At 62.3% G+C, this 26,866-nt stretch carries 16 protein-coding genes and 1 pseudogene; 7 read left to right on the top strand and 10 right to left on the bottom strand.

What is annotated here, in order from left to right; all coding sequences use genetic code 11:
* The first annotated feature begins 177 nt into the window (after positions 1-177).
* The 3 genes from HDC35_RS07035 to HDC35_RS07025 all read left to right on the top strand — a co-directional run bounded on the left by HDC35_RS07035 (position 178) and on the right by HDC35_RS07025 (position 6,300).
* Positions 178-1,533: a carboxylesterase/lipase family protein gene (locus HDC35_RS07035; RefSeq protein WP_184645020.1), complete on the top strand. Its 1,356-nt coding sequence runs from the start codon at positions 178-180 to the stop codon at positions 1,531-1,533.
* Positions 1,534-1,611: 78 nt separating this feature from the next.
* Positions 1,612-4,593 (top strand): TonB-dependent receptor domain-containing protein, encoded by a 2,982-nt coding sequence (locus HDC35_RS07030; RefSeq protein WP_184645018.1) that lies wholly within the window; start codon positions 1,612-1,614, stop codon positions 4,591-4,593.
* 159 nt (positions 4,594-4,752) lie between these two features.
* Positions 4,753-6,300 carry a carboxylesterase/lipase family protein gene (locus HDC35_RS07025; protein WP_260397588.1) on the top strand — a complete coding sequence of 516 codons (1,548 nt, stop codon included), beginning with the start codon at positions 4,753-4,755 and terminating at the stop codon, positions 6,298-6,300.
* 71 nt (positions 6,301-6,371) lie between these two features.
* Here the strand turns inward: HDC35_RS07025 and HDC35_RS07020 are convergent, their stop codons facing one another.
* Complete coding sequence (locus tag HDC35_RS07020; RefSeq protein WP_184645265.1) at positions 6,372-8,408, bottom strand: 3-hydroxyacyl-CoA dehydrogenase NAD-binding domain-containing protein; 2,037 nt, start codon at positions 8,406-8,408, stop codon at positions 6,372-6,374.
* Positions 8,409-8,662: 254 nt separating this feature from the next.
* On the opposite strand from HDC35_RS07020, the gene HDC35_RS07015 reads away from it, so the two are divergent.
* From HDC35_RS07015 to HDC35_RS07005, 3 genes are all read left to right on the top strand, one after another.
* Entirely contained in the window at positions 8,663-9,844 is a 1,182-nt protein-coding gene (locus tag HDC35_RS07015) for an acetyl-CoA C-acyltransferase (RefSeq protein ID WP_184645014.1), read from the top strand.
* Position 9,845: 1 nt separating this feature from the next.
* Positions 9,846-11,591 (top strand): class I adenylate-forming enzyme family protein, encoded by a 1,746-nt coding sequence (locus tag HDC35_RS07010; RefSeq protein WP_260397587.1) that lies wholly within the window; start codon positions 9,846-9,848, stop codon positions 11,589-11,591.
* A 68-nt stretch (positions 11,592-11,659) separates the two neighbouring features.
* A complete protein-coding gene (locus HDC35_RS07005) occupies positions 11,660-12,886 on the top strand; it encodes a TetR family transcriptional regulator (protein ID WP_184645012.1) in 1,227 nt (408 codons plus the stop codon).
* Positions 12,887-12,893: 7 nt separating this feature from the next.
* Here the strand turns inward: HDC35_RS07005 and HDC35_RS07000 are convergent, their stop codons facing one another.
* The 7 genes and pseudogenes from HDC35_RS07000 to guaA all read right to left on the bottom strand — a co-directional run bounded on the left by HDC35_RS07000 (position 12,894) and on the right by guaA (position 22,167).
* Entirely contained in the window at positions 12,894-14,171 is a 1,278-nt protein-coding gene (locus tag HDC35_RS07000; protein ID WP_260397585.1) for an MFS transporter, read from the bottom strand.
* Between the two features lie 37 nt (positions 14,172-14,208).
* Positions 14,209-15,294: an acyl-CoA dehydrogenase family protein gene (locus HDC35_RS06995; protein ID WP_184645008.1), complete on the bottom strand. Its 1,086-nt coding sequence runs from the start codon at positions 15,292-15,294 to the stop codon at positions 14,209-14,211.
* A gap of 16 nt (positions 15,295-15,310) precedes the next feature.
* Complete coding sequence (locus HDC35_RS06990; RefSeq protein ID WP_184645006.1) at positions 15,311-16,522, bottom strand: acyl-CoA dehydrogenase family protein; 1,212 nt, start codon at positions 16,520-16,522, stop codon at positions 15,311-15,313.
* A 75-nt stretch (positions 16,523-16,597) separates the two neighbouring features.
* Positions 16,598-18,049, bottom strand: coding sequence for an MFS transporter (locus HDC35_RS06985; RefSeq protein WP_184645004.1), 1,452 nt, complete (start codon positions 18,047-18,049; stop codon positions 16,598-16,600).
* Complete coding sequence (locus tag HDC35_RS06980) at positions 18,049-19,368, bottom strand: acyl-CoA dehydrogenase family protein (protein ID WP_184645002.1); 1,320 nt, start codon at positions 19,366-19,368, stop codon at positions 18,049-18,051. Before HDC35_RS06980 ends, HDC35_RS06985 begins: the two co-directional genes overlap by 1 nt.
* A gap of 151 nt (positions 19,369-19,519) precedes the next feature.
* Positions 19,520-20,279: pseudogene (locus HDC35_RS06975) on the bottom strand (IS5 family transposase).
* Positions 20,280-20,580: 301 nt separating this feature from the next.
* Entirely contained in the window at positions 20,581-22,167 is a 1,587-nt protein-coding gene (gene guaA, locus HDC35_RS06970; RefSeq protein WP_184645000.1) for a glutamine-hydrolyzing GMP synthase, read from the bottom strand.
* Between the two features lie 195 nt (positions 22,168-22,362).
* Between guaA and HDC35_RS06965 the strand changes: the two genes are divergently transcribed.
* Complete coding sequence (locus HDC35_RS06965; RefSeq protein WP_184644997.1) at positions 22,363-24,798, top strand: TonB-dependent siderophore receptor; 2,436 nt, start codon at positions 22,363-22,365, stop codon at positions 24,796-24,798.
* On the opposite strand, the gene HDC35_RS06960 is transcribed toward HDC35_RS06965, so the two are convergent.
* Positions 24,795-25,847, bottom strand: a complete 1,053-nt coding sequence (locus tag HDC35_RS06960; protein ID WP_184644995.1) for a glycosyltransferase family 1 protein — start codon at positions 25,845-25,847, stop codon at positions 24,795-24,797. The genes HDC35_RS06965 and HDC35_RS06960 overlap by 4 nt on opposite strands.
* Complete coding sequence (locus HDC35_RS06955; protein WP_184644993.1) at positions 25,844-26,716, bottom strand: UDP-2,3-diacylglucosamine diphosphatase; 873 nt, start codon at positions 26,714-26,716, stop codon at positions 25,844-25,846. Before HDC35_RS06955 ends, HDC35_RS06960 begins: the two co-directional genes overlap by 4 nt.
* Positions 26,717-26,866 lie beyond the last annotated feature (150 nt).

Below are 26,866 nucleotides of genomic sequence, written 5' to 3'. Positions count from 1 at the left end.
CCGCGTTCCTCAGAAAGTTGGCGTCATACCTAAACCTCAAAATGCTATATTGTTAGATTGTAAATTTCAGGATAGGCTTCATCCTCAGGGATGAGGATGATAAAAATGAGTCGAGATGTTGCAGCCGCTGCTGGCGCTGTTTTATTCACAATTTTGCCGGTTTCTGGCTCAGCGCAGATGCCGCCGACAATCGACCCGGCGGTGGTCCGGGTTGCCAATGGGACGCTGTCCGGTTCTCAGGAAAATGGCGTACTTGTCTTTCGAGGTGTGCCTTATGCGGCGCCGCCCACGGGTGAGCTGCGGTGGCGGTCACCGCAGCCGGTGGCGGACTGGCCAGGGGCTCGCGCGGCATCCGCGCATGAGGCGCCCTGTGTCCAACCGGTCGACCTGGATACGACGAAGGCCAATTTCGGGGGCGTGAACGGCGCGCAATCGGAAGATTGTCTCTATCTTACCATCCATGCGCCGAAGGCCGCCAAGGGCGCGCCGGTGATCATCTGGTTCCACGGCGGCGCGTTCTTCCTGGGTGCGGGCCATTTGGGATCCTACGACGGAACCGCCAATGCCCGGCAGGGCGTGATTACGGTGAGCGTTAACTACCGCCTTGGTTCGATGGCGAATTTCCTCCACCCGGCGCTGGAGGCCGAGGCGACGGCCGCGGGCGGGGCGCGGGCCAAGGAACCGCGCGGCAATTATGCATTGCAGGATAGTGTGGCGGCGTTGCAATGGGTGCGCGCCAACATCGGGGCATTTGGCGGCGATCCGGCCAATGTGACCATCGCGGGCCAGTCCGCAGGCGGGGGCATTGTCACTAACCTGCTTTCGCTGCCCGCGGCCAAGGGCCTGTTTGCCAAAGCCATCGTCCAGTCCGGCAGTCTGTTGATGCCCGATCGCGATCCGGACGCTGCAAAAGATATGGCCGTCAAAGCGCTTTCGACCATCGGTATAGGCGAGAATGTCAAAGCCCAGGATCTCAGGGGCATTTCGTCGCAGACCTTTGCGGCATCGAGCGCGCTGCGCAGCGGTTTTTTCTTTACCAGCGACCCGGCCTATAAGCCGCGCCCTACGATCGCGGCGCTGAAGGACGGCACCGAATATGACGTGCCGCTGCTCGTCGGTGCGAATAAGGGCGAGAAGGGATTTGCGGCGGCCCGGACGTTCGCCGGGCTGGCTGGCGACAGCGGCGCCCCCGCCTTCCTCTATCGCTTCGACCATGTCCCGGCGTTCCGGGGCGCCGAATGGAAAGCGGGCCCCATTCACTCGGCGGAACTGATGTTCGCTTTCGATTCCATCGACCTGTCGCCTTGGGGCGGATCAAAGGCCGATGCGACCGACCGCGCCGTCGCAAAGCAGATGAACGCCTGTTGGGTGGCCTTCGCTCGGCAACCGACCGGCGCGCGTACGCTCGATTGCGGCAATGGCTTTGCATGGAAGCCTTTTGGGCGGGCAGGCGAAACGGCGGTCTTCGCCAGCACCGGACCGGTCATGACCAGCGGACTCGACATGCCTGACGGGCCCGCAGACGGGAATTGAGGTGACGCGAAAGCAACGGTGGAGGTTTTGATAACGACCTGAAAAAACACAGATATCAATAAAATGGGGAGAGAGAGAATGTCTAGAAAGACCGGTTTTATGCTGGGGGCTGCGGTTGTCCTGCCGTTGGCGATCTTGACTGGCGGAACGGCGAAAGCCCAGGAATCCGAAGCACAGAGCAGCGAAGAGGCGCGCGAGCTTGAGCGTCAGATCGTGGTCACTGGTAGTTACATTCCCGGCGCTGCCGAGAGCGATTCTCTTCCCGTCGATGTCTATACGGTAGACGAACTGTCCGAGCGCGGTATCGATAGCCCGCTCGAGCTTATTCGCACGCTGCCGTCGGTCGGAATAACGCTGGGCGAATCCAATCAATACGCCGCGGGCGGCAGCCAGGGCGTCGGATCGATCAACCTGCGCGGGCTCGGCCGCGAGCGCACGCTCGTGTTGATGAACGGTCGCCGCTTTTTCCCCGAACCGGGAGACGGCGCTTCCGACACCAATCTTATCCCGATGTTTGCGCTGCAACGGGTCGAAGTGCTGAAGGATGGTGCATCGACAACCTATGGTTCGGACGCGATCGCCGGGGTGGCCAACTTTGTCACTCGCCGCAACTTCACCGGGGTAGAAGTATCGGGCAATTATCAGTTCGTGAAGGGATCAAAGGGTAATTATCAGGTCAGTATTCTAGCCGGGCATGATTTCGGAGCGGCCAATTTGATGGTCGGTTTTGGCTATCAGCACCGATCGGAATTGAGCACGCGTGATCGCAATTTCACGAATGTGCCCTATGCGCAGAACCCGTCCGGTTGGTCGTTCCTGAACGACGTCGGCACCTACATCCCCAAGCTTGGTCCCATCACACAAGGCGTAGCGGGCCGCAGTCTGGGGCTGGGGGTCGATGGCCAGCTGGGCGATGCCTGCACCGCGCTAGGCGGCCTTAACGGTACGTTTCCATCCGGCGCGTCGGTATTCCCCGTATGCCGCTATTCCTTCATTCCCTTCGTTAATCTGATCGAGGAAGAAAATCGCTATCAGGGTTTTGCGCAGCTTGAAGTGGATCTGTCGGACACGTTGCGCTTCGTCGCCGATGCCCTGTATTCGCACACCGATGTGCCGAACCTCGGCTATTCGCCCAGCTATCCGCCCACTTCGGGGCCGCGTGGTCCAGGGTCGTCGCAAGCGTTCTTTGTTCCCCGAGCCAATCCCGGCTTCAATACGTTCCTGGCGCAGACTTTTGCACCGGGAAGCCCGGCCAATGCGGCGGGATATGCCAGCATCCTGTTTTTCCGTCCGTTCGGTTTGACGGGCAACCCGCTGGATCCTGAAGGGTCAGGCCAAGGCGCAGCGTATAACAACGCCTGGCGGCTCACGGGCGGATTCGAAAAGGAGTTCAGCTCGAATTTCAGGGCAGAGCTTTACGGCACCTTCCTGCGCAGTCATCGCACCGCCTATTCGTTCGATATTCTGGGCGGGCGCTTGCAGAACGCGCTCAACGGTCTTGGTGGACCGAACTGCACCGGGAATACGCCCGGAGCCAACGGCTGTCTCTACTTCAACCCCTTCGTCAATTCGCGCCCCGGTAATCCCGCACTGGGGCTGGAAAACCCGCTCTTCGTGCCGGGCATGGAAAACAGCCCTGAACTTGTAAACTGGATGCGCGCCCGAAACGGCACCAAGGCCTATGAAGAGCAGCGGATCGTCGACCTTGTATTCAGCGGATCGGCCAATCTGGGTATAGAAGTCGATTATGCGTTCGGCGCGCAGTACCGCAGCTCGCGGTTCGTCAGCCGGGCGATCAATAGCTTCAGCGATCCGACGGCGTCTCCTTGTGCGATCGAAGGGAGCCGCAGCTGTTTGGACGACCCCACCGATCTTGACTTCCCGACGGGGCCGTTCATCTTCCTCGGCCAATATCCGACCGCTGACAACAGCCAGAGCGTGTACGCTTTTTTTGCCGAGGCGAAAATCGTTCCGTTCACCGGGTTCGAGCTGAACGGTGCGGTGCGCTACGAAGATTATGGCGGGGCGGTCGGGGCGACCTTCAATCCAAAGCTCAATGCGCGCTGGCAGGTGACCGACTGGTTCGCGCTGCGCGGTTCGGTCGGTGACACCTTCCGTGGACCGCTGCCAAGCGATCTTTCGCTGACCGGGCCAAGCGCGGTGGCTGGCATCAATGTTCTCGGGAACAACTTCAAGGCGATTGATTCCAGCGGCAATCCCAATCTGAAGCCGGAAACAGCGCTCACCTACAATATCGGTGCCATCGTCGATACGGGGGGTTTCTCCTTCACGGCTGATTATTGGACCTACAAGTTCAAGGGACGTTTTACGGACCTTCCGGTGCAGGCGATCGCCGCTCTGGTCGCACCTGGGGGCAGCGATGGACAGCAGCCGGTCAACTGCGCCAGCCCCTTTGTGCAGTTCGTGGTGTTCGAAGGCGGTGTCTGCAATGCCGGTACAATCGGTCTGGATATTGCCCGTATCCGCCGCCAGCTAGTCAATGGGCCGGATTCAACGGTCAGCGGTCTGGATTTCGGCCTGAACTATCGGGGGGAATTCGGTGGAGTGAAACTGAACGTCGGCGTGAACGCGACGCACGTGATGAAATATACCTTCTCTGACTTCACCTTTGAAGGCCTGACGTTCAGCGAAGGATATGATGCGGCCGGCTTTGCCAACTATGACCGCGCGCCCGGTACGGTTTCCAAATGGAGGGGTAATGCCTTTGCCTCGCTGGGATTCGGTCCGTTCACGGCCACGTACAACATGCTGTATATCGACGGCGTCACCGATAACCGCTGCCAGCCCGATCTGCCCTGTGCTTCGACGCCGGAGTTCGGCGGCACCGACTTCGGGCGTAAGATAGGCAGCTTCACCCAGCATGACTTTCTGCTGTCGGCCAATGTGGAAACCGGAGGGCTGGATCTGCAGATCACGGCGGGCGTCGAGAATATCTTCGACACCGACCCGCCGGAGGCGCGGCTGGAGTACAGCTATGATCCGTATATCGGCAATGCGCTCGGTCGCACCTTCCGGCTGAGCACCAAGGTTCGCTTCTAGTCTTAACGAAGAGTGGGTAGCGGCCTTGCATCCGGCCGTTTGCAAACTCCGTCGGGGGCGGATGACCTTGGGTCACTCGCCCCCATTTTCAACAGGGAGATATCTGACATGGCCGGGATTGGTACCAAAATTTTATGTGGGGGCATGTTGATATGGGCGATGCCCGCGCAGTTGCTGGCGCAGATCGCTACGCCCGTTGTGCAGACGGACAAGGGCAAGGTGCAGGGCGTTAAGCAGGGGGAGGTCGATGCCTTTCTGGGCATCCCTTATGCCGCCCCGCCGCTTGGCGAGCGGCGCTTCAAACGACCGGAGCCGATGGCGACATGGACCGGCATAGCGGATGCCACAGGCCCGGGCGCGCCATGCATGCAGCTCTACTCCGCCAGCGGGCCGAATGAATCGGCGCTCACGCGGCAGATCCAGACAATCTTTCCCACCGCCACCGAGGCCAAGAACGATAATGAAGACTGTCTGTTCCTGAATGTGTGGACGCCCGACGCCACCAAGGGCAAGCGCCCGGTCATGGTGTGGTTTCATGGCGGGGGCTATGCCTATGGATCGGGCAATTGGCCGGCCTACAACGGCCGCAATCTCGCGCAAAAGGGCGATGTCGTGGTAGTCACCGTCAATCATCGGCTCAACGCCTTCGGCTATCTGAATCTCGCGCAGAAATTTGGCGCGGAATTTGCCGAAAGCGGCAATGTCGGCAATCTCGATCTGGTGCGGTCGCTCGAATGGGTACGTGACAATATCGCGGCCTTTGGCGGCGATCCCGGCAATGTCACGATCATGGGCGAATCCGGCGGGGGTTCCAAGGTGAGCCACCTGATGGCGATGCCCGCAGCGGCGGGGCTGTTCCATAAGGCAATCGTCCAGTCCGGACCAGGCGTGGTGAGCGGCAAGCCCGACGAGGCAGCGGCCTATGCCGGGAGCATCCTGAAACAGGCCGGGATCGAGACGGTGGAGCAATTGCGGACCGTTCGTGCCGACCAACTGGTCGATGCGGTGCGCAAGGCAACGCCAGCAGGCGCCGAAACCGGCCGCGGACCGCAGTTTCAGCCGATTGCCGATGGCCGTATTGTTCCGCGCGATCCCTTCATGGTGGGCGCGCCGGCACAATCGCGCGATATTCCCCTGATGATCGGCTATAATAAAACCGAGATGACGATGTTCCTGGCATCGCAGCCGTGGTTCGGCCGGATCGACGAGGCGACGATGACGGCAATGGCTGGGATGGCGGGACCGGGCGGCGTCGCTGCGGTCGAAGCCTATCGCAAGATGTACCCCGACTATTCGCCGACGCATATCGCCAGCATGGCGATGGGTACGCGGTTTGTGCGCGGCACTTTCCTGATGGCCGATCAGCAGGCAAAGACGGCAAGGGCGCCAGTTTTTGTTTATCGGCTTACATGGGAAACGCCGGTTGGCAGTGGCATTCTGCGTTCGCCGCACACGCTCGACATTCCGCTGATGTTCAACAATGCGAAGGAGAGCACATCGCTGGTTGGCGAGGGTGCGGACGCGGCGACGATGGCCGCGATGATGAGCGATGCCTGGATTGCCTTTGCCCGTACCGGCAAGCCTGCCAGCAGCCTTTTGCCCGAATGGACGCCCTACACGCCGGACAAGCGCATGGTGATGGAACTGGATTTGAAGCCCGGAATGGCGAATGATCCCGAGGCCGAAATCCGCAAGCTGCCTCGCTAGAATAGACTGCAACCTGTTCGCACGGGAGTGAAATGTCCCGGCAGCGCCATGTGCGGCCGGGACATCCACCTTCAATCGAACGTGCGACCTTCGGCGGCGCACTTGCGCAGATAGTCGCTCACCGGCAGGCCGTGCCGATCCAGACCGGCGACAATGGTTTCCAGGCCGATGGTCGATGCCCAGAACATCGGGCCGCCGGTGTAGATCGGCCATCCATAGCCGTTGATCCACACCACGTCGATATCGCTCGCGCGCTGCGCGATCTTCTCGTCGAGGATCTTGGCCCCTTCGTTCACCATGGGGTAGAGCAGCCGTTCGCGGATTTCGTCCTTGCCGACTTCGCGCTGGGTGTGTCCGGCTTTGGCCGCGAAATCAGCGATGATGGCGCGGACCTCGTCGGACGGCGTGCGCTGGCGCGCGCTGTCATAGTCATAGAAACCCTTGCCCGCCTTCTGGCCAAAGCGCCCCGCTGCACATAGCGCCTCGCGCACCGTCGTGACCTTGGCCGGATCGCGATGCCAGCCAATGTCCAGACCGGCGAGGTCGCCCATCTGAAAAGGCCCCATCGGAAAGCCGAATTCGAGCAGGACATCGTCGACGTCCCAATAGCTTGCGCCTTCCATGATCAACTTGTTGGCCTGCTCCTGCCGCTTTGACAGCATGCGGTTGCCGATGAAGCCGGCGCAGACGCCCGACACGGCGGCCACCTTGCCGATCGTGCGCGCCAGCTTCATCGCAGTGGCCAGCACATCGCCGCGCGTCTGCGCGCCGCGCACGACCTCGAGCAGCTTCATCACATTTGCTGGCGAAAAGAAGTGCAGCCCCAGAACATGGCCAGGACGCTGCGTGGCGGTGGCAATTTCATCGATGCTCAGATAGCTGGTGTTGGACGCCAAAATGGCACCCGGCTTCGTCACTTCGTCAAGCCGCGCAAAGACCTGCTTCTTCACGTCCATGTTCTCGTAGACCGCCTCGATTACCAGATCGCAATCCGCAAGGTCGGCATAGTCGAGCGTTGGCGTCAGCAGGTCCATCGCTGCATCGACCTGTGCCATGGTCATGCGGCCCCGTTTCGCCGAGGCCTCATAATTGCGCCGCATCACTGCCGTGCCGCGATCCAGTGCTTCCTGCTGCATTTCCAACAGGATCACCGGGATGCCGGCCGAGAGGAAGTTCATCGCGATCCCGCCGCCCATGGTCCCCGCCCCGATCACGCCCACCGCGCGGATTGGCAAAAGCGGCGTATCAGCAGGCAGATCGGCGATCTTCTGCGCGGCGCGCTCGGCGAAGAAATAGTGCCGCATCGCCTTTGATTGTGTTCCGGTCATCAGGCCTACAAACAGTTCGCGCTCCTTCTTCACGCCTTCCGCAAATGGGAGTTCGGCTGCAGCCCTTACCGCGGCAATCGCCGCATTGGGCGCATCGAGGCCCCGCATGGCGCGCCCTTGGGTGACGCGAAATTCGTCGAAGATTGCGGGATCGCGCACGCCGTCCTGATTGGCGGTGCCTTGGCTGGTGCGCGGCACCGGTTGGCCCGCTTTGGAGCGCGCGAAGGCGATGGCTTCAGCCTCAAGCGAGGAATCGCCGGTCAGCAGGTCCAGCAGACCGATGTCCAGCGCGTCGCGCGCGGAAATGGGGTTGCCGAGCACCACGAGCGGCAGCGCGGCCTTGGCTCCGACCAGGCGGGGCAGGCGTTGCGTACCGCCAGCACCGGGGATCAGGCCCAGCTTCACTTCGGGCAGGCCGAGCTTTGCCTTCGGCACCGCCAGGCGATAATGGCACGCCAGCGCCAGTTCGCACCCGCCGCCGAGCGCGGTCCCGTGAATGGCGGCGACCACCGGCTTGTCGCTAGCTTCTATCCGGTCCAGCACTTGTGGAAGGCTGGGCCCCTGCGGCGGCTTTCCGAATTCGGTGATATCGGCCCCGGCAAAGAAGGTCTGGCCATCGCAGCGGATGACCATTGCCTCTATGTCAGGATCGGCCAGGCCCTTCGCGATGGCATCGGCAAGGCCCGCGCGCACAGCCTGGCCCAGCGCGTTGACGGGCGGGTTGTCCGATACAATCACAAGCACATTGCCGTCGCGTTCGGTTCGAATGGGTGACGTCATCAATCCTCCTCCATATTTGGCTGCGGCCCCGTCCGGCTTCATGCCGCCGCGGAATGTCAGCGCAGCGCGATTGCTTTTTTTGCAAATCATCGCAGGCCATACCCAGCATTCGTTTTGATGCCAAGGATACATTATAAGATGCGGCATATATCATACCTTAAATTCAGAAATATAGGTGCCTCCCTTGCCATGTGACGCTGCTTCTGGCTTAATCTCCGGAACAAAAGAATCATTGGGAAAGGATTGCATCGATCATGCGTGACGCCGTCATTGTCTCCACTGCGCGGACTCCGCTGGCCAAAGCCATCAGAGGCGCCTTCAATGCCACCCATCCGGTTCAACTGGGCGCATGGTCGGTGGCCGCCGCGATTGAGCGGGCAGGGGTTTCGGGCGAGGATGTGGAGGATGTGATCATCGGCGCGGCCAGCCAGGGCGGCGCGCAGGGTTTCAACATGGGGCGGCAGATCGCGCTGCGGGCCGGGCTGCCGGTGGACGTGGCGGGCATGACGATCGACCGCCAGTGTTCATCGGGCCTGATGGCCATCGCCACCGCGGCCAAACAGGTCATCGTCGACCGCATGGACATCTGCGTCGCCGGCGGGGTGGAATCGATCACCGCGCTGCGGACCGCAACGGGCAGCGCGCCTTGGCGGGACGAAGAACTGCTTCGGATGCATCCCGATATTTTCATGCCGATGATCGGCACCGCCGAAGTGGTCGCTCGTCGCTATGGCATCAGCCGGGAAGCGCAGGACGCCTATTCGTTGCAGTCGCAGCAGCGCACCGCCGCAGCGCAGCAGGCGGGCAGGCTTGCGGATGAGGTCATCGCCATTTCCACCACGATGCAGGTCAAGGATAAACAGACCGGCGACGTCACGAATCAGGATGTGACGATCAGCATGGACGATTGCAATCGTCCCGATACGACGGCGGAAGGCCTGGCGCGGCTGGAGCCGGTGATGGGGCCGGGACATACGGTCACCGCGGGCAACGCCAGCCAGCTTGCCGATGGCTCGGCCGCAATGGTGCTGATGGAAGCGGATGTGGCCAAAGCGCGCGGGCTTGCGCCGCTGGGGCGCTATGTGGGCATGGCGGTGGCCGGCACCAAGCCGGACGAAATGGGCATCGGTCCGGTCTTTGCCATCCCGCGCCTGCTCAAGCGATTCGGGCTTTCGATCGACGATATCGGCCTGTGGGAGCTGAACGAGGCCTTTGCCGTGCAGCTGCTCTACTGCCGCGATACTCTGGGCATTCCTGACGACCGGCTCAACGTCAACGGCGGGTCGATTTCCATCGGGCACCCGTTCGGCATGACCGGTGCGCGCTGCGTGGGCCATGCGCTGATCGAAGGTAAACGGCGTGGCGTGCGTTACATAGTCGTGACCATGTGCATCGGCGGCGGCATGGGTGCTGCCGGTCTGTTCGAGGTGCTTTGATATGACGATGCAGGAGAAAATGTCGGTGGCGCAGGCGGAATGGGCGCCGCCGCCGGGCTGGCCGGTGATCAGCCGTGAGCGCTGCCGCGAAATTCTGACCGCGCCTGACCAGCGCTTCGAGATGGAGACCGTCGACATTTGTGGTGTACCCACGCGGGTCTGGAAGAACGCACCGCCCAATCTGCGCGCGGTTGCAATGCTTGGGCAGATGCATGGCGAGCGGGTCTTCACCATCTATGAGGATGAGCGCGTTACGTTCGACGCCTGGTTTCGCGCGGTGGCGACGCTGGCGCACGCGCTCAAGGCGCGTGGTATCGGCAAGGGCGACCGCCTGGCGCTGGCCATGCGCAACCTGCCCGAATGGCCGGTGGCATTCTTTGCGGCGGTGACGATTGGTGCAATCTGCGTACCGCTCAATGCCTGGTGGACCGGGCCGGAGCTGGCCTATGGCCTTGCAGATTCCGGTGCGCGCGTGCTGATCTGCGATAACGAGCGCTGGGAGCGGATCGCCCCTCATCGTAAAGACTGCCCCGATTTGGGCGTGGTGATGGTCGCGCGCAACGTTGGGGAGTTTGCGGACGCGATTCCTCTCGAGAGTATCCTCGGCACTCCCAATGCCTATGCCGCGCTGCCTTTGCAGGCGCTGCCCGATGTCGAGATTGCACCCGATGACGATGCGACCATCTTCTATACCAGCGGCACTACCGGCAAGCCCAAGGGAGCACTGGGGACGCATCGCAATCTGTGCACGAACATATTGTCCAGCGGATATAATGCCGCTTGTGCGGTGATGCGGCGGGGCGAGGCATTGCCCGAACCCCGGCCCAAGGTAACCCTGACGGTCATTCCGCTGTTCCATGTCACCGCCTGTTCGGCCGGGCTGATCGGTAACGTCGCGGCTGGCAACACGATGATCTTCATGCACAAATGGGATGCGGTGAGGGCCTTCCAGATCATCGAGCGCGAGAAGGTCAACAGCACCGGCGGCGTTCCGACCATTGCGTGGCAGATGATCGAGCACCCCGAGCGAAAAAATTATGACCTCTCGAGCATCGAGGCGATTGCTTATGGCGGGGCACCATCCGCGCCCGAACTGGTCCGAAAAATCCGCGAAGTGTTCGGCGCATTGCCCGGCAACGGCTGGGGCATGACCGAGACCATGGCGACCGTCACCGGCCATTCGAGCGAGGATTACCTTAACCGCCCCGACAGCTGCGGTCCGCCCGTGGCGGTGGCAGATCTGAAGATCATGGATGAGGGCGGCGTGAACGAACTGGCGGTGGGAGAGGTCGGCGAGCTGTGGGCGCGCGGGCCAATGGTGGTGAAGGGATATTGGAACAACCCCGAAGCCACCGCGGCGACCTTCGTCGATGGCTGGGTGAGGACCGGGGATCTCGCGCGGCTGGATGATGAGGGTTTTTGCTATATCGTCGATCGTGCCAAGGACATGATCATTCGCGGCGGCGAGAATATCTATTCTTCGGAAGTGGAAAACATACTCTACAATCATCCGGCGGTGACGGACGCTGCGCTCGTCGGGCTGCCGCACCCGCAGCTTGGCGAAGAACCGGCAGCCGTGGTGCATCTCGCCCCCGGAACCAGCGCGACCGAGGCCGAGCTGCAGCAATGGGTCGCCGCCAGCCTTGCCCGGTTCAAGGTGCCGGTGCGGATTGTCTTTTCTGCCGAGACCTTGCCGCGCAACGCCAATGGCAAAATCCTGAAAAAGGAGCTCTCCACCCTGTTTTGAACCGCGGTCCCTTGAGTCATGGCGTTCGGAAAATAGCTGGTGTAACGCGATCATTGTCGGAGGGAACGGTGGCAGAAACGGGCAAAAGTACCAAGCGGTTCGGGGAGAAACGGCAGGCAATCGTGCATGCGGCATCCGTGCTGGTGAACGAGGTCGGCGTGCAGGCCACGACCCTCTCGGATGTGGCCCGCGCCATCGGGCTCAACGCAACCAGCATCACCTATTATTTCTCGCGTAAGGACCAGCTGATCGTTGCGGTCTATGAAGAGACGCTCGACCGGATGGACCGGATGGCGTCCGAAGCGCTGGCCGAGCCAAATCCGGAGGACAGGCTGCGCAAATACGTCGCCCAGCACGTTGCGCTGCGCACCCGGATCCGCAACGGTGAGCGCGGGCTATTAACCGCGCTGTCGGAAATTCGCTCACTCGATACCGAAACGCAAAAGCCGTTACTGGAACGCTACCGGCAGGTGGTGGAGAAGGTCCGCAGTTTTTTTGGCGAACCCGTCAGCGCGGAGCAGCAGGCGTTGTTCTCGGCTCGCGCGCATGTTCTGCTAGAGGCGATGATGTGGTGGCCGGTCTGGTCGTTGCGCTATTCCTCGCTCGATTTCCCGCGTGTGGAGGAGCGCATGGTCGACATCCTAGCCCATGGCCTTCCAGCGGTGCGGGGCGAGTGGCGACCATCCCGTCTTGAAGTGCGCCATTGGCGAAGCGCCAGCGAGGTGCCGAGCCAGAATGATGAGTTTCTGCGCGCGGCGACGATCATGATCAATCGGCTGGGTTATCGCGGGGCTTCGGTCAACCGGATTGCCGAATCGATCAACGTGACCAAAGGCAGCTTTTATCACCATCACGAGGCCAAGGACGAGCTGGTGCTGGCCTGCTTCAACAATAGCCATAACCGGCTTTCGGCCACGCAGATGGCGGGGCAAAATGCCAATGGCGACTATTGGGGACGGCTTTCCAGCGTGCTCTACGAATTGCTGCGCTTGCAGTTCTTCGACACCATGCCACTGCTTCGCACAACCGCGCTGCAGGCGCTCAACAGCGAACACAAGGCTGATGTGGTCACCCGTTCGAACCGGCTGGCGCGGCGCTTCGCCGGCTTCCTGATCGATGGCATTGCCGATGGCTCGGTGCGGCCGATCGACCCGTTGGTGGCCAGCCAGATCATCATGTCCACCCTCAACGCCGCCTATGAGGCCCGGCGCTGGGCGGAACGGTTCGCCGATGGAGATGAGGCGATTTCGGCATATGCCTCGACCCTGTTTTCCGGGCTGCTCGATCCGGTGTGAATTTGCACTAGTCTTGTGGCCGGTTGCGCGGTTCGCGCACCTTGAACATCATGCCCAGCAGCGCAAAGCTGACCGCGCCGATCAGCACGGCAAAAAGCGGCGCGAAGCCCGCCATTGCCACAAGTAGCCCAGCCAACACCGGGCCAATGGCGGATATCGCCCCCTCCACGGTGGTCGCCATCGCGAGCCGCATCGCGATATCCTCTGTTTCGCCGAATTCCAGAACCATCGTGGTCGATGCCAGCATCCAGCCCGCACCGCCAATTCCCAGCAGCATGAAGGCGGCATAGATGGGCAGGGCCGTATGGCCCAACATCAGCGTGATCATGCCGGCGAGCATACTGCACAGCGACAGAAGATAAACCAGTTTGAACCCGTAGCGGTCGCCCAGCGGGCCCCAGACGACATTCGAAACCGTGTCGGAAGCCAGGAACACGAAACTCAGCGCGCCTACCAGCGCGCCATCGAGACCAAGTCTGCTCCCGGCATAAACTGTCCAGAAGGGGCCGCCGACCCGTACCATGGTGGCCAGGCTCTGCACCACGAGAAAGGCCGAAAAATCACGATTTTGCAGCAATAGGGGAAATTCGCGGACGCGGTCACGCATCCGCATTTGCGGCCGGGCGATGGCCGCGGCGGGTTCGCGAATCAGGGCTTTCAGGACGAAGAGGCCCATGCTGGTCAGGATGAACGCCATCAGAAATGTGGTCGCATACCCATTGCCCAGCCATTCATCGGCAATGACGTAGTTCCCGGCAAACCATGCCAGTACGGCGGCGATCAGGCCGCCAGCGAAATTACGATAGCCTTGCAGCCGTCCGCGCTTGCGGATCGGGATCAGCTTGCTCATCAGCATCTGAAAAGCCACGCGCTGCGCTCCGGTGAAAAAGCCGAGTAGCAGAAAGCTGACAAAGGTCGCCGCGAGCAGGATGTCGCCGGTCAAAAACCACCCCGACAGCGCCAGGCAGAGGATCATCAGTCGCATGAGCGACCCGACCTTGATGGCATAGGGCAGAATATGGCTGCGATGTTCGATCCGCGAACCGCTGGCGATGGGGCTGATCGTCGCGCCAAGCTGCAGCATCGCCGCGCCCAGCCCAACCGCAGCAGTGCTGCCGGTGAGCATCAGCAGATAGGCCGGGATGATCGTCGGCGCATAGATTAACCGGAACCCGGTCATGCCCAGCACGCCATGGATGAAGTTGGCGCGATAGTTGCCCGACAGATTCTCATCCATGAAGCGCGCATGATCGTCCCGCGCACGTTGCCATGCGCTGGCCGTCATGCTCAGCCCATCGGGGTCTTCAATGGGGTCCAATTGTTCAGTACCCTGAAATTTTCGCGAACCTGTCTTTTAAAAAGCTTGTGCTGCCCCAGCTGGATTCCAGCACGCGGGCCCGCTTCAGATAGAAGCCGATGTCATATTCGTCGGTCATGCCGATGCCGCCGTGCAATTGCACGCCTTCGCGGCTGATGATGTGCAACACTCGGTTGGCCTCGGCCTTCGCAATGGTTGCCGCCTGCGCCACCATCATCCCGGCGTCGAGCGCCTGCAACCCGCCCTCGACCGCCGAACGCATCATGGCAAGCTCGCCGAACAGATCCGCCATGCGGTGCTGCAGCGCCTGAAACGAGCTGAGCGCCTGATTGAACTGCACCCGCTGCTTGAGATAGTCGAGGGTGGTATCGAACACCGCCTGCGCCATGCCCAACATTTCGCAGGCGGTGAGGATACGGGCCCGGTCGAGCAGTTGATCGAGCAGGTCTTCCGGACCAGCAGCCAGCTTCTCGGCCGATGCGCCTTCGAACATGACCAGCGCGTGCGAACGCATGTCGGCCAGATGCCGCGTCGCCACCCTCACCGAGCCTGCGTTCTCGGCGCTGTCGGCTTCGACCACATAAAGTCCGTCCGCCGCCGCTACCACGAACAGGGCCGCATCGTGCGCCTCGTGCACAAAGGCCTTGGTGCCGGTCAGCCGGCCATTCGCCACGGTCGTCGCCAGCCGGTGTGGGGCGTGGTGGGGGCCTTCGTCGATAGCAAGCGTGCCGATCACCGCGCCGCTGGCTAGTTGCGGCAGCCATTTTGCCTTTTGCTCGTCGCTGCCGCCCAGCATGATGGCGGCGGCGGTCAGCGTCGTTGCCATCAGCGGGCTGGCGGTGACCGTCTTGCCCATTTCCTCGAAGATCATCCCCGCCGAGAGCCAGCCAAAATCAGTACCCCCGAACGCTTCCGGAATGATCACCCCGGTCCAGCCCATCTGCGCCATCGTGGCATAGGTCGCCAGATCATAGGCCCGGGGCTCGCCGCTTGCGCGCACGGCGCGGAACTTCGCCACCGGGCTTTCATTCACTACCCATTCGCGCGCCATGTCGCGCAGCATTTCCTGTTCTTCGCTGAGAACCGCCATATTCTATCCCGTCGTTCTATTGGTGATCGAGCATACCAAGCACCCGCTTGGCGATGATGTTGTTCTGGATCTCGGTCGATCCGCCGTAGATCGTGGTGGCCTTGCCGAACAGCCAGGCGCGCACGCCCGCAAGCTCCGTCTCGGAAAACCCTTCACCTTCCCAGCCCAACCCTTGCAGGCCCATGATCCCGATGATCAGTTCGGACCGTTCCTGGCCCAGCTTGGTCCCCAGCTTCTTGAGGACCGAACTGATCTCCGAAACGCCGCCCTGTGCCTTGCTTTCCTCTGCCGCACGGCGCGCGGTGAGGAGGAATGCTCCCCAGCGGATCTCGAAATCGGCGATGCGGTCGCGGAGCACCTTGTCGGCAAGGGCACCGCTGGCATCGGTTTCGTGGTATTTCTTCGCCAGATCGGGGAGCCTTTGCCCCGTCATCCGCCCCGTAGAGCCGCCACCGGAAAGGTTGGTGCGTTCGTGCTGCAGCAGACGCTTGCCAATGGTCCAGCCTTCGCCTTCGCGCCCGACCAGATTTTCCTTGGGCACCTTCACATCGGTGAAGAAGGTCTCGCAGAACGGGCTGAGGCCGCTGATCATGCGGATCGGGCGCACTTCCACCCCCGGCGCGCGCATGTCGATCAGCAGGAAACTGATACCCTTGTGCTTGTCGCTCCGATCGGTGCGGACGAGGCAGAAGCATTTGTCCGCCCATTGCCCGCCGCTGGTCCAAGTCTTTTGACCATTGACCAGATAATGATCGCCCTTGTCCTCGGCCGTGGTCTGCAGGTTGGCAAGGTCTGACCCGGCATTGGGTTCGGAATAGCCTTGGCACCAACGTATTTCGCCGCGGCAGATTGGCGGGATATGCTCCTGCTTCTGCTGTTCGTTGCCATATTCCAGCAACGTTGGACCGAACATCATCACGCCCATGCCGCCAATCGGGTTATAGGCACCGGCGCGGGTCAGCTCTTCGCTGAGGATCGCCGCCTGCTTGCGGCTGAGCCCGCCGCCACCATAAGCGGTCGGCCAGGTTGGCGTGCCCCAGCCACGGCTGCCCATCGACTCGCGCCAGCGGCGCTGGGGCTCGGTCTCGCGCAGGTCGCTCTCGATCCCCGCCATCGGATTGCCCTTGCCCTTCAGTTCGGGCGGGAAATGGTCGGTCAGAAACTGGCACACTTCCTGGCGGAAGGCGTCGGTCGCTGCGTCTTTGTCAGTCATCGGCCGGGTGGCCATAGCGTGCTCCTCGCAAAATTTTCCCGTGCCGCAATCGGTGCGGGGAGGGATCGACAATGGGTTCAGTCTGGCAATTCAAGCCCCCTGGCCGCTCGCTTCCTCGCGGCGACGCAACTCCTCGATGTTGGCGGCGTGCGAGGCCCGGTCGATCCCATAGGACAACAGGAAGCCCGCTCCGCCAATGTAGAGGACGACCAGCAGCGGGACATAAAGCTTGGCCAGCAGAAGCGGCAGATCAGGATCGAGCGTTGCCGGATTGGCGCCGGGGGCAATGCCGACGAGGGTGAGAAGAATCCCGGCGGCAAACACGCCAAGCCCCGATGTTGATTTCTGCATCAAGGTATTTGCGGCAAAGAACAGCCCTTCCGACCGGCGGCCGGTAGCGATCTGACTCTCTTCGACCACATCACCGATCATCGCATGGACCAGCACCGCCGAGGAAATGCCGCACATCTGAAAGATTGTGGCAAACAGGAATATCGCAGGAACCAGCAGGGGGTCGCCGTTCTCAAAGAAAAGGCCGTTGATCCGCAACAGATAGGGCAGGCTGGCCAGCAATACCGCGATCACCGACAGCCAGAGCGCCGCATTGCGCTTGCCGAACTTGCGCGACACCCATGGTGCAAAAAACAGGCCCAGAGCAGCGCCTACAAGCGAATCGACGGTAAGGATGGCCAGCTGCGCCGAATTCAACTCCCACAGATATGTGCCGAAATAGATGCTGAGCGCCGAAGTCATGCCCACGGATGTGTATTTGAGCACCCCGAAGGCGAGCAGCGCCAGAAAGCTTCGGTGTGAAAAGGTTTGCCGCATATCCTTCAACGTCGCGAGCACGCCGATCTTCGGTTGACGCGGCGGGGGCCTGAAATATTTGACCCGGTGCAGTGTGCCGAAGCTGGAAATCAGGATCGCCCCCAGCATGACCGATGAGCCGACCATTGCGAAAGTGTGATAGCCCGCAGGGTTGAGCTGCCCCACCGGATAGTCCGCAGTTGGGGCCAGGAATACCATCAGGGTGAGGAAGGCCATGCAGACCCCGCCCAGATAGGCGAAGAAATAGCGAAAGCTGGCGATGCTGGTGCGCTCGTCATAGTCGCTGGTCAGTTCCGGGGCGAGCGCAGAGCTGGGGATTTCAAAGAAGGTGATGAAGGTCCGCACCAGGCAGCCGACCACAACCAGATACCAGAATGTTTCGATCTCGCTCATCCCCGCGGGCGGGAAGAACAGGAACAGCATGCTGAGCGAGGCCGGGATGGCCGACAGGATCATCATCGGATGACGGCGACCCCAGCGCGTTCGCAACTGGTCCGACCACTGGCCGACGACAGGATCGGAAATGGCATCGACCACGAGTGCGACCAGAATGGCCAGCGATACCAGATCGGCACGGATGCCGATGACCTGATTATAATATAGCAGCAGAAACGAGCGGAAAGCGACGTCCTTGATGCCGTAACCGATCGATCCAACGCCATAGAAGATCTTGGTGAGCAGGCCAAGCCTTGGTGCCAATATGTCCGTTACCACTAGATCGCTCCTCCGGTGTTGGCGGCCGCTCCGGCCGAGGCTTGGGCGATGGTGTCGCCATATTGGGCAAAGGCCTTTTCGCGGCGTGCGAGCAGGGAATAATCCGGGAACATCGGGTCGGACACGTCGCGATAGTCCTGCAGATGCTGCCGGGCGACGGTGACCTTGTGAACCTCGGTCGGCCCGTCGGCGATTCCCATCACCATTGCGCCGATGACGCTGCCCGCGAACGGCATCTCGTTCGACACCCCAAGCGAGCCATGGAGGTGCACGCAGCGGGTTGCGATGTTGTGATAGACTTGGGGCATCAGCGCCTTGATCGCGGCGATGTCTTTGCGGACCCTGCGATAGTCCTGATATTTATCGATCATCCAAGCGGTCTTGAGCACGAACAGCTTGAACTGTTCGAGTTCGATATAGCTGTCGGCAATCTGCATCTGCACGGCTTGGAAATCGCCGATGGCGCCGTTGCGGGTCTTGCGGCTGACGGCACGGCGGCTCATCGCATCGAGCAGGCGGCGGCAATTGCCGACCGTACGCATGGCATGATGCACGCGCCCTCCGCCCAGCCGGACCTGCGAAATGGTAAATGCGCCACCCTGTTCGCCCAGCAGGTGATCGGCAGGCAGCTTGACACCGGTATAGCGGATATAGCTTTCCGAACCGTCCTGCTGCCCGAAGACGCCGACATTGCGCACGATTTCAACGCCCGGCGTGTCGATAGGGACGATGAACATGCTCTGTCGCTTGTGGCGCGGAGCTTCGGGATCGGTCACCGCCATGACGATCAGGAAATCCGCCCAGCGTCCGTTGGTGGTGAACCATTTTTCACCGTCAATGATCCAATGCGTGCCGTCGAACCGCGCCCGCGTGACGAAACCGGTGGGGTCGGATCCGCCCTGTGGCTCTGTCATCGAAAAGGCCGAGACGATTTCGTTGGCGAGCAGCGGCCGAAGATACCGCTCCTTCTGTTGCGGCGTACCGTAATGGGCAAGAATCTCTGCGTTGCCGGTATCGGGCGCCTGGCAGCCGAAGACCACCGGGGCAAATGAGGCCCCGCCAAGAATCTCATTCATCAAGCCGAGTTTGACTTGGCCATAGCCCTGGCCGCCCAGTTCCGGCCCAAGGTGGCAGGCCCACAGCCCTTGGTCCTGAACTGCACGCTGCAACGGCCGGACAAGCGCATTTCTGGAGGGATTACGCACGTCATAAGGGTGGATTCCGAGCAGGCTGAGCGGCTCGACCTCGTCTGCGACGAATTCCTCCATCCAGTCCAGCTTTTGCTGGAAATCCGGGTCGGTCTCGAAATCCCAGGCCACCGGCACTCTCCCATTCTATGCGTTTTCGCATTTCCTGATTCTTAGCATACCCAGTTTTTAGAACACGGCAAGCGGTCCTTGGTTCGTCCAGCGCGCAATCTTGGAATGCGATTGCCCAAATCGTCCCCTGGCTAGGGTCAGGACTCATTGATCAGAGCCGGAAGATGACGGTTGCGGCGAGTGCCACGGCGGAGAAAAAGGCCTTCGGGCACCGATCGTAGCGCGTGGCGACGCGTCTCCAGTCCTTGAGCCGACCGAACATGATCTCGATGCGGTTGCGGCGTTTGTAGCGGCGCGTGTCGTATTTGACGGTCTTGCTGCATATTTTTCGGCCCGGGATGCAGGGCGTGATGCCCTTTTCCTGCAATGCGCCGCGGAACCAGTCGGCGTCATAGCCCCGGTCGGCGAGCATCCATTGCGCTTTGGGCAAACTGTCGAGCAAAGCTACCGCGCCAGTGTAATCGCTGACCTGGCCAGCGGTCATGAAGAAGCTGATGGGACGACCATTCGCTCGGTCACGGCATGCAGCTTGGTGTTCATGCCGCCTTTCGTACGGCCGATCAGGCGTCCCGGCCCCCCTTTTTTACCCGCAGGCTCGACGCCGTGCGGTGGGCCTTCAAATAGGTCGCGTCGATCATGATCGTCTTGCGATCGGGAGCCTGCGGTGTCGCCAAGCCCTCCATCATGCGGATGAAGATGCCTTTGTCGCTCCACCGCTTCCAGCGATTATAGAGCGTCTTTGCCGGGCCATATTCCCTCGGCGCATCGCGCCACCTCAGCCCATTGCGGTTGACGAAGATGATGCCGCTCAAAACACGCCTATCATCAACGCGCTCGCGGCCATGGCTCTTCCGAAAATAGGGCTGAAGACGCGCCATCTGCTCGTCTGTCAGCCAGAATAAATCGCTCAAATTCAGGCTTCTTCGCGGTCGCCTGAATCACAGCCATCTCCGCAAATCAATGGGTCCTGGCCCGAAAAAGCACTGCTTTTCCGGCATTTAGCGCGCGAAAAATACCGTCAAGCGCTGATCTCTCCCTGACGGTATCGACGATTTCAGAAAGAAACAAGGCCAGCCAAGGTCGTCAGGCCGTCCGTCAAATGGGAAGGCTGCCCACCGATAGTCACCGACAGATATCGACAACAAATTAAATTTTTTCAATCGGTTGAAGTGCGAATCTGACCGGAAATATGCAGCAATTCCGTGCCCCGAATCATTCCCACTCGATCGTGCCCGGCGGCTTCGAAGTGTAATCATATACCACGCGGTTGATGCCCTGCACCTCGTTGATGATCCGCGTCGCGCAGCGGCTGAGGAAGCTCGCGTCGAAGGGGTAGATGTCGGCGGTCATGCCGTCGGTCGAGGTCACGGCACGCAGTGCGCAGACATGGTCGTAGGTCCGGCCGTCGCCCATCACGCCGACGGTCTTGACGGGCAGCAGCACCGCGAAGGCCTGCCAGATCGCGTCATAGAGGCCGGCATTGCGGATCTCTTCCAGATAGACCGCATCGGCCTTGCGGAGGATGTCGCAGCGCTCTTTCGAAACTTCGCCCGGAATGCGAATCGCCAAGCCAGGGCCGGGGAAGGGGTGGCGCCCGACGAAGATGTCGGGAAGGCCGAGCTCCTTGCCGAGCAGGCGGACCTCGTCCTTGAACAGTTCGCGCAGCGGCTCGACGAGCTTCATGTTCATGCGTTCGGGCAGGCCGCCGACATTGTGGTGGCTCTTGATCGTGACGCTCGGCCCACCGGTGAAGCTGACGCTCTCGATGACGTCGGGATAGAGCGTCCCCTGCGCAAGGAAGTCGGCGCCGCCGATCTTCTTCGCTTCTTCCTCGAAAACATTGATGAATTCGGCGCCGATGAACTTGCGCTTCTTTTCGGGGTCGGTGACCCCGGCGAGGCCCGCCATGAAGCGCTCTTCGGCATCCACGACCACCAGCGGGATATTATAATGGTCGCGGAACAGGCGCTCGACCTGCTCGCGCTCGTTCATGCGGAGCAGGCCGTGGTCGACGAAGACGCAGGTGAGCTGTTCGCCGATCGCTTCGTGGATCAGCACTGCCGCGACCGCGCTGTCGACGCCGCCCGACAGGCCGCACAGGACGCGCTGGTCGCCGACCTGCGCGCGGATCTCGGCGATCTTGGTGGCGCGGAACTCGGCCATCGTCCAGTCGCCGCTGCACCCGCAGACGTGGCGGACGAAATTGGCGATCAGCTTGGCGCCGTCGGGCGTATGGACGACCTCGGGGTGAAACTGCGTGCCATAGTAACGGCGATCGTCGTCGGCGATCAGCGCGAAGGGCGCGCCGTCGCTGATCGCGACGATACGGAAGCCGGGGGCGAATTGCGTCACGCGGTCGCCGTGGCTCATCCACACCTGATGCCGCTCGCCGACCTCCCACAATCCGTCGAACAGCACGCAAGGTTCGGTGACGGTCAGGAAGGCGCGGCCGAATTCGCCGTCGCGTTCCCCATCGATACCGCCGGGTTCGACCTGCCCGCCGAGCTGCTGGCTCATCACCTGCTGGCCGTAACAGATGCCGAGGATCGGAAGCCCGCTGTCGAACACCGACTGCGGCGCGCGCGGGCTGCCGCTCGCGGGGACCGATGCGGGCGATCCCGACAGGATCACGCCCTTTGGCTGCATCCTCTCGAGCGCGGCCTCGGCGGCGCTGAACGGAACGATCTCGCTATAGACGCCGGCCTCGCGGACGCGGCGGGCGATGAGCTGGGTGACCTGCGATCCGAAGTCGATGATCAGGATCGATTCAGGGGCGGCGGAGGAGTCGGGAGTCGGCATGGGTGGCCGATAAGGAAGAGCGGCGATGCTGTCCAGCGGTCGATATGGTCGGTTGGTGGAACGGGCATGGCCCCGACACATTGTTGCGACAATTGCGACATAGGTGAACGTCGGACAAAGAGCGGTGTCAGCAGGCGTTAAGCCCTGTCATGCCAAGTAAAAATGAAGACAGAAAAGAAACAAAGGTTCTCCCCCATGAACGATAAGCGCCTGTCCATCTCCGTTCGCGCCGCCTTGCTTGCCGCCGGTGCTTCGTTCGCCTTGCCGGTCGCTGCGCAAGCGCCGGTCGGCCCGCCCGCCGCCTCGGCCGTCGCCGAGCAACCGGCCGAACCCGCTCTCGCCGCGCCCGAGACGGTCGAGGATGCCTATGACGATTATAGCGAGGACGAAATCATCGTCACCGCGCCGCGCCTTGCGGGGCAACTCGATACCGACATCAAGGCCGAAGCCGAGCTCGATGAGGCGGCGATCGCCAGCTATGGCGTGTCGAACGTGTCCGAACTGCTCGATGCGCTCGCGCCGCAGACGCGCTCGGGCCGCGGGCGCGGCAGCGGCCGTCCGATCATCCTCATCAACGGACGTCGCATCGGCGGGTTCGGCGAGGTGCGCAACCTGCCTCCCGAAGCGATCGCGAAGGTCGAAATTTTTCCCGAGGAAGTCGCGCTCCAATATGGCTATTCGGCCGACGAGCGCGTCGTCAACATGGTGCTCAAGCCCGATTTCCGCCAGATTGCGGTCGAGGCCGAGGGCGGCATTCCGACGCAGGGCGGCCGGTTCCAGAGCGAGATAGAGCCCAGTTTCCTGGCGATCACCGACAGCGGCCGGATCAATATCAACACCGGCTGGGAACATAAGTCGATGCTGATCGAGAGCGAGCGGAACCTCGATTATGGAGGCGATGACGATCAGGCAGCCGAAGCGCCGGCGCGCAGCCTGCTTTCGGCCTCCGACGAATATCGCATCGACGCGACGGTCCAGCGCAGCCTGAACAAGGTCACCGACGCGTCGGTCAATGTGCGCTTCGATCAGACCGACACGCGCGCGCTGCTCGGGCCGGGGCTCGGCGGTGTCGGCGATCCGCTCGAACGCGACAGCCGCGCGCGCAATCTCACATCGACGGCCAGCGTCAACGGCATGCTCGGCGACTGGCGCTGGTCGGTGTCGGGCAATTACGCCGATGCCGACCAACGGACCTTCACCGACCGCATCAGCGGCGCGCGCGACCGGTTCGACAGCAGCCAGCAGACGTTCGGCGGCAATGCGAACCTGTCGGGCACGGTGACCGAAGGCTGGGCGGGGCCGATCCGCCTGTCGATAACGGGCAGCTATTCGGGTCTGCGCTTCGACAGCCGCTCCGAAAATGCGAGCGGCGTCACGACGACCGACCTCGCGCGCGACCTGCCGGGCGTCTTCGGATCGCTCACGGTGCCGCTGCTCGACCCCGAATATGAAGTCGGCAAAATCGGCCGCGTCTCGCTGACGCTGAGCGGGCAGGTGCAAAACCCGAGCGATTTCGAGGCGCTCAAAAGCTGGGGCGCGAACCTCAACTGGGGGGTGACCGACAATCTCTCGCTGCTCGCGAGCTTCAATCAGGACGAGGCGGCACCGGGCATCCAGCAGCTCGGCGCCGCGCCGCTGGTGACGCCCGCCGTGACCTATTATGATTTTGCGACCGGCCAGACGGTGCAGATCACGACGACGACGGGCGGCAATCCCTTCCTGCTCGCCGAACAGCGCCGCGACCTGAAATTGGGGCTCAACTGGTCGCCGCCGATGGTCGAAGGGCTCAATTTCTCGATCAATTACAACCGCAACAAAAGCTATGACACGGCGAACAGCCTGCCGTTGCTGACCCCCGAGATCGAGGCAGCTTTCCCCGATCGCGTCACGCGCGATGCCAACGGCGTCTTGCTGGCGATCGACCAGCGGCCGGTCAATTTCGACCGCGCCGAAAATTCGCAGATCCGCTGGGGCCTCAATTTCGGCAAGAGCTTTGGCCAGCAACAGCAGCGCGGCCCCGGCGGCGGGCGTCCCGACGGTGCGGGCGCCCGTGAAGGAGGGGGCGGCCCCGGCGCGGGGCGTCAGCGCGGCGGAGGAGGCGGTCCGCGCATGGGCGGGCGCGGCGGTCCGGGTGGACGGTTCGGCGGTCCGCAGGGCGGGCGCTGGCAGGTGTCGCTCTATCACACGATCAAGCTGACCGACACGGTGCTGATCCGCCCTGGCGTCCCCGAACTCGACCTGCTCGACGGTTCGGCGACGGGCGGCGGCGGCGGCAGCAACCGTCACCTGTTCGAACTCGATGGCGGTCTGTTCAACAAGGGCGTGGGCGTGCGGCTCAGCGCCAAATATGACAGCGGCAGCACGGTGACTGGCGGCACGGCGGGCGATCTAAAGTTCGGCGACCTCGCAACGTTCAACCTGCGCTTCTTCGTCGATTTCAACCAGAAGCCGAAACTGACCGAAGACTTGCCGTTCCTCAAGGGATCGCGCCTGCGGCTGTCGATCGACAATGTCTTCGATGCGCAGCGCAAGATCACCGATGCGAACGGGGTCGTGCCGCTCAATTATCAGCCCGGATATATCGATCCGCTCGGCCGCTATATCGAGCTGGAGTGGCGCAAGACCTTCTAGGCAGCAACGCCCGCGATGCCGGCCTTGGCATCGGGGGCGGGTTCGGAGGGAACGAAGGTCAGCGCCTTCGCGAACTGCGCCGTACAGCTGGGCCAGCTGTAGCGTGCCCCGAGCGTCGCCGCGTCGGCGCGGTCGCACGCCAGCGCCGCGTCGATCGCCCGGCCGAGATCCTCGTCGAGCGCGCCGGCACCGCCCGTCACGATATCGCCCGGTCCCGGCACCGGATAGGCGGCGACCGGCGTGCCGCAGCTCAGCGCCTCGATGACGACAAGGCCGAAGGTGTCGGTACGGCTGGGAAAGACGAAGACGTCGGCGCCCGCATAGGCGGCGGCGAGCGTTTCGCCGCCAAGCTTGCCAAGGAAGATCGTGGCCGGGTGCCGGGCCTGCAATTCGGCGAGCGCGGGGCCGTCGCCGACGACGACCTTCGTTCCGGGCCGCTCGCAATCGAGGAAGGCGCCGATGTTCTTTTCGACCGCCACGCGGCCGACGTAGAGCTGGATCGGCCGCGCAAGACCGGCATAGGCGGGATGCGGGGCGCGGTCGGGACGGAACAGCTCGTGGTCGACCCCGCGTTCCCACATCATCGTCTGGGTCAGGCCCTGCTCGGCGAGCTCGCGCGCAAGGCTGCGTGTCGCGACCATGATATGCCGCGCGGGGCGGTGGAACCAGCGGATGAAGCGCCAGACCGTGGCGGGCGAAAGTGGCAACCGCGCTGCGACATATTCCGGAAAGCGCGTGTGATAGGCGGTGGTGAACGGGAATTTATTGCGAATGCACCAGCGCCGCGCGGCCATGCCGAGCGGCCCTTCGGTCGAGATATGGATCGCCTGCGGAGCAAAGGCGCGGATACGCCGCCCGACAGCACGCCGGCCGGCAAAGGCGAGGCGGATTTCGGGGTAGGACGGGCAAGGGATCGAACGGAAGAGGTCGGGCGAGATCACCCCCACGTCATGCCCCGCCGCCTTGAGTTCGCCGATCGTCGCCTGGAGCGTGCGGACGACGCCGTTGACCTGCGGCTCCCACGCGTCGGTGACGATCAGGACTCTCATGCCGCGGCGGGCAGCTTGAGCGGAGCCGGGGTGGCGCGCGCCGCGACTTCCTGCGCCCAATGGAGGATTTCCATCCGTCCGTCATGATGCTCGACGAGCGCGGTGCAGCCTTCGACCCAGTCGCCGTCGTTATAATATTCGGTGCCCTCGATCTCGCGCATCTCGGCGCTGTGGATGTGGCCGCACACCACGCCGTCGACCCCGCGCGAGCGCGCGGCGTGCGCGACGACTTCCTCGTAACGCCCGATGAACTGGACGGCGTTCTTGACCTTGTGCTTGGCGACCATCGACAGCGACCAATAGGGCAGGCCGAAGGCGCTGCGGATGCGGTTCACGACCACATTGCACTTCATCAGCGCGGTGTAGGCGGCGTCGCCGACGAAGGCGAGCCAGCGGTGCGCGAGCATCACGGCGTCGAACTCGTCGCCGTGGACGACCAGCAATTTGCGGCCGTCGGCGGTCTCGTGGATCGCCTCGCGGCGGATCTCGACGCCGCCGAAATCGAAGCCGTCGAACGGCTTGACCATTTCGTCGTGGTTGCCGGGGACATAGACGACGCGCGTGCCGCGCTTCGCGCGCTTGAGTACGCGCCAGACGACGTCATTATGCTCGGGCGGCCAGAAATGCCGCTTCTTGAGGCGCCAGCCGTCGATGATGTCGCCGACAAGATAGAGCGTCTCGCAATCGACATGGTCGAAAAAATCAATCAGCAGCGGCGCGTTGCAGCCGCGCGTGCCGAGGTGGATGTCGCTGACCCACACGGCGCGATAATTGCGGCGCTCGCCGATCACGCGCTCGGGAATATGCGGGTCGGTGGTGAAGGGGTCGGGAAAACGGGCGGGGATCGGCAGGGTGGAAATCGATGCCATGTCGCACTCCGAAAGCAGCCTCTAGCTGCTCCCGGCGTAGACACGCGAAATGTTACAGCGTGCGGCCCAAACTGGCGACAGTTTGAAGAAAGTTCGAAGTCGGTTCGGTGACGTTGCCTATTTGACACATATTCTATTAACCATGATCCA

Origin of the sequence: Sphingopyxis sp. JAI128 (genome assembly GCF_014207235.1) — a bacterium.
Classification (GTDB): domain Bacteria; phylum Pseudomonadota; class Alphaproteobacteria; order Sphingomonadales; family Sphingomonadaceae; genus Sphingopyxis.
Note: the sequence above shows the minus strand (reverse complement) of the source record. Positions and strands in the feature narration are given on the sequence as shown.

Bases quoted from the DNA above. Each gene is read 5' to 3' on its own strand.
- HDC35_RS07035 (WP_184645020.1), top strand. From the start codon at position 178: ATGCCGCCGACAATCGACCCGGCGGTGGTCCGGGTTGCCAATGGGACG.
- HDC35_RS07030 (WP_184645018.1), top strand. From the start codon at position 1,612: ATGTCTAGAAAGACCGGTTTTATGCTGGGGGCTGCGGTTGTCCTGCCG.
- HDC35_RS07025 (WP_260397588.1), top strand. From the start codon at position 4,753: ATGCCCGCGCAGTTGCTGGCGCAGATCGCTACGCCCGTTGTGCAGACG.
- HDC35_RS07020 (WP_184645265.1), bottom strand. From the start codon at position 8,408: ATGACGTCACCCATTCGAACCGAACGCGACGGCAATGTGCTTGTGATT.
- HDC35_RS07015 (WP_184645014.1), top strand. From the start codon at position 8,663: ATGCGTGACGCCGTCATTGTCTCCACTGCGCGGACTCCGCTGGCCAAA.
- HDC35_RS07010 (WP_260397587.1), top strand. From the start codon at position 9,846: ATGACGATGCAGGAGAAAATGTCGGTGGCGCAGGCGGAATGGGCGCCG.
- HDC35_RS07000 (WP_260397585.1), bottom strand. From the start codon at position 14,171: ATGACGGCCAGCGCATGGCAACGTGCGCGGGACGATCATGCGCGCTTC.
- HDC35_RS06995 (WP_184645008.1), bottom strand. From the start codon at position 15,294: ATGGCGGTTCTCAGCGAAGAACAGGAAATGCTGCGCGACATGGCGCGC.
- HDC35_RS06990 (WP_184645006.1), bottom strand. From the start codon at position 16,522: ATGGCCACCCGGCCGATGACTGACAAAGACGCAGCGACCGACGCCTTC.
- guaA (WP_184645000.1), bottom strand. From the start codon at position 22,167: ATGCCGACTCCCGACTCCTCCGCCGCCCCTGAATCGATCCTGATCATC.
- HDC35_RS06965 (WP_184644997.1), top strand. From the start codon at position 22,363: ATGAACGATAAGCGCCTGTCCATCTCCGTTCGCGCCGCCTTGCTTGCC.
- HDC35_RS06960 (WP_184644995.1), bottom strand. From the start codon at position 25,847: ATGAGAGTCCTGATCGTCACCGACGCGTGGGAGCCGCAGGTCAACGGC.
- HDC35_RS06955 (WP_184644993.1), bottom strand. From the start codon at position 26,716: ATGGCATCGATTTCCACCCTGCCGATCCCCGCCCGTTTTCCCGACCCC.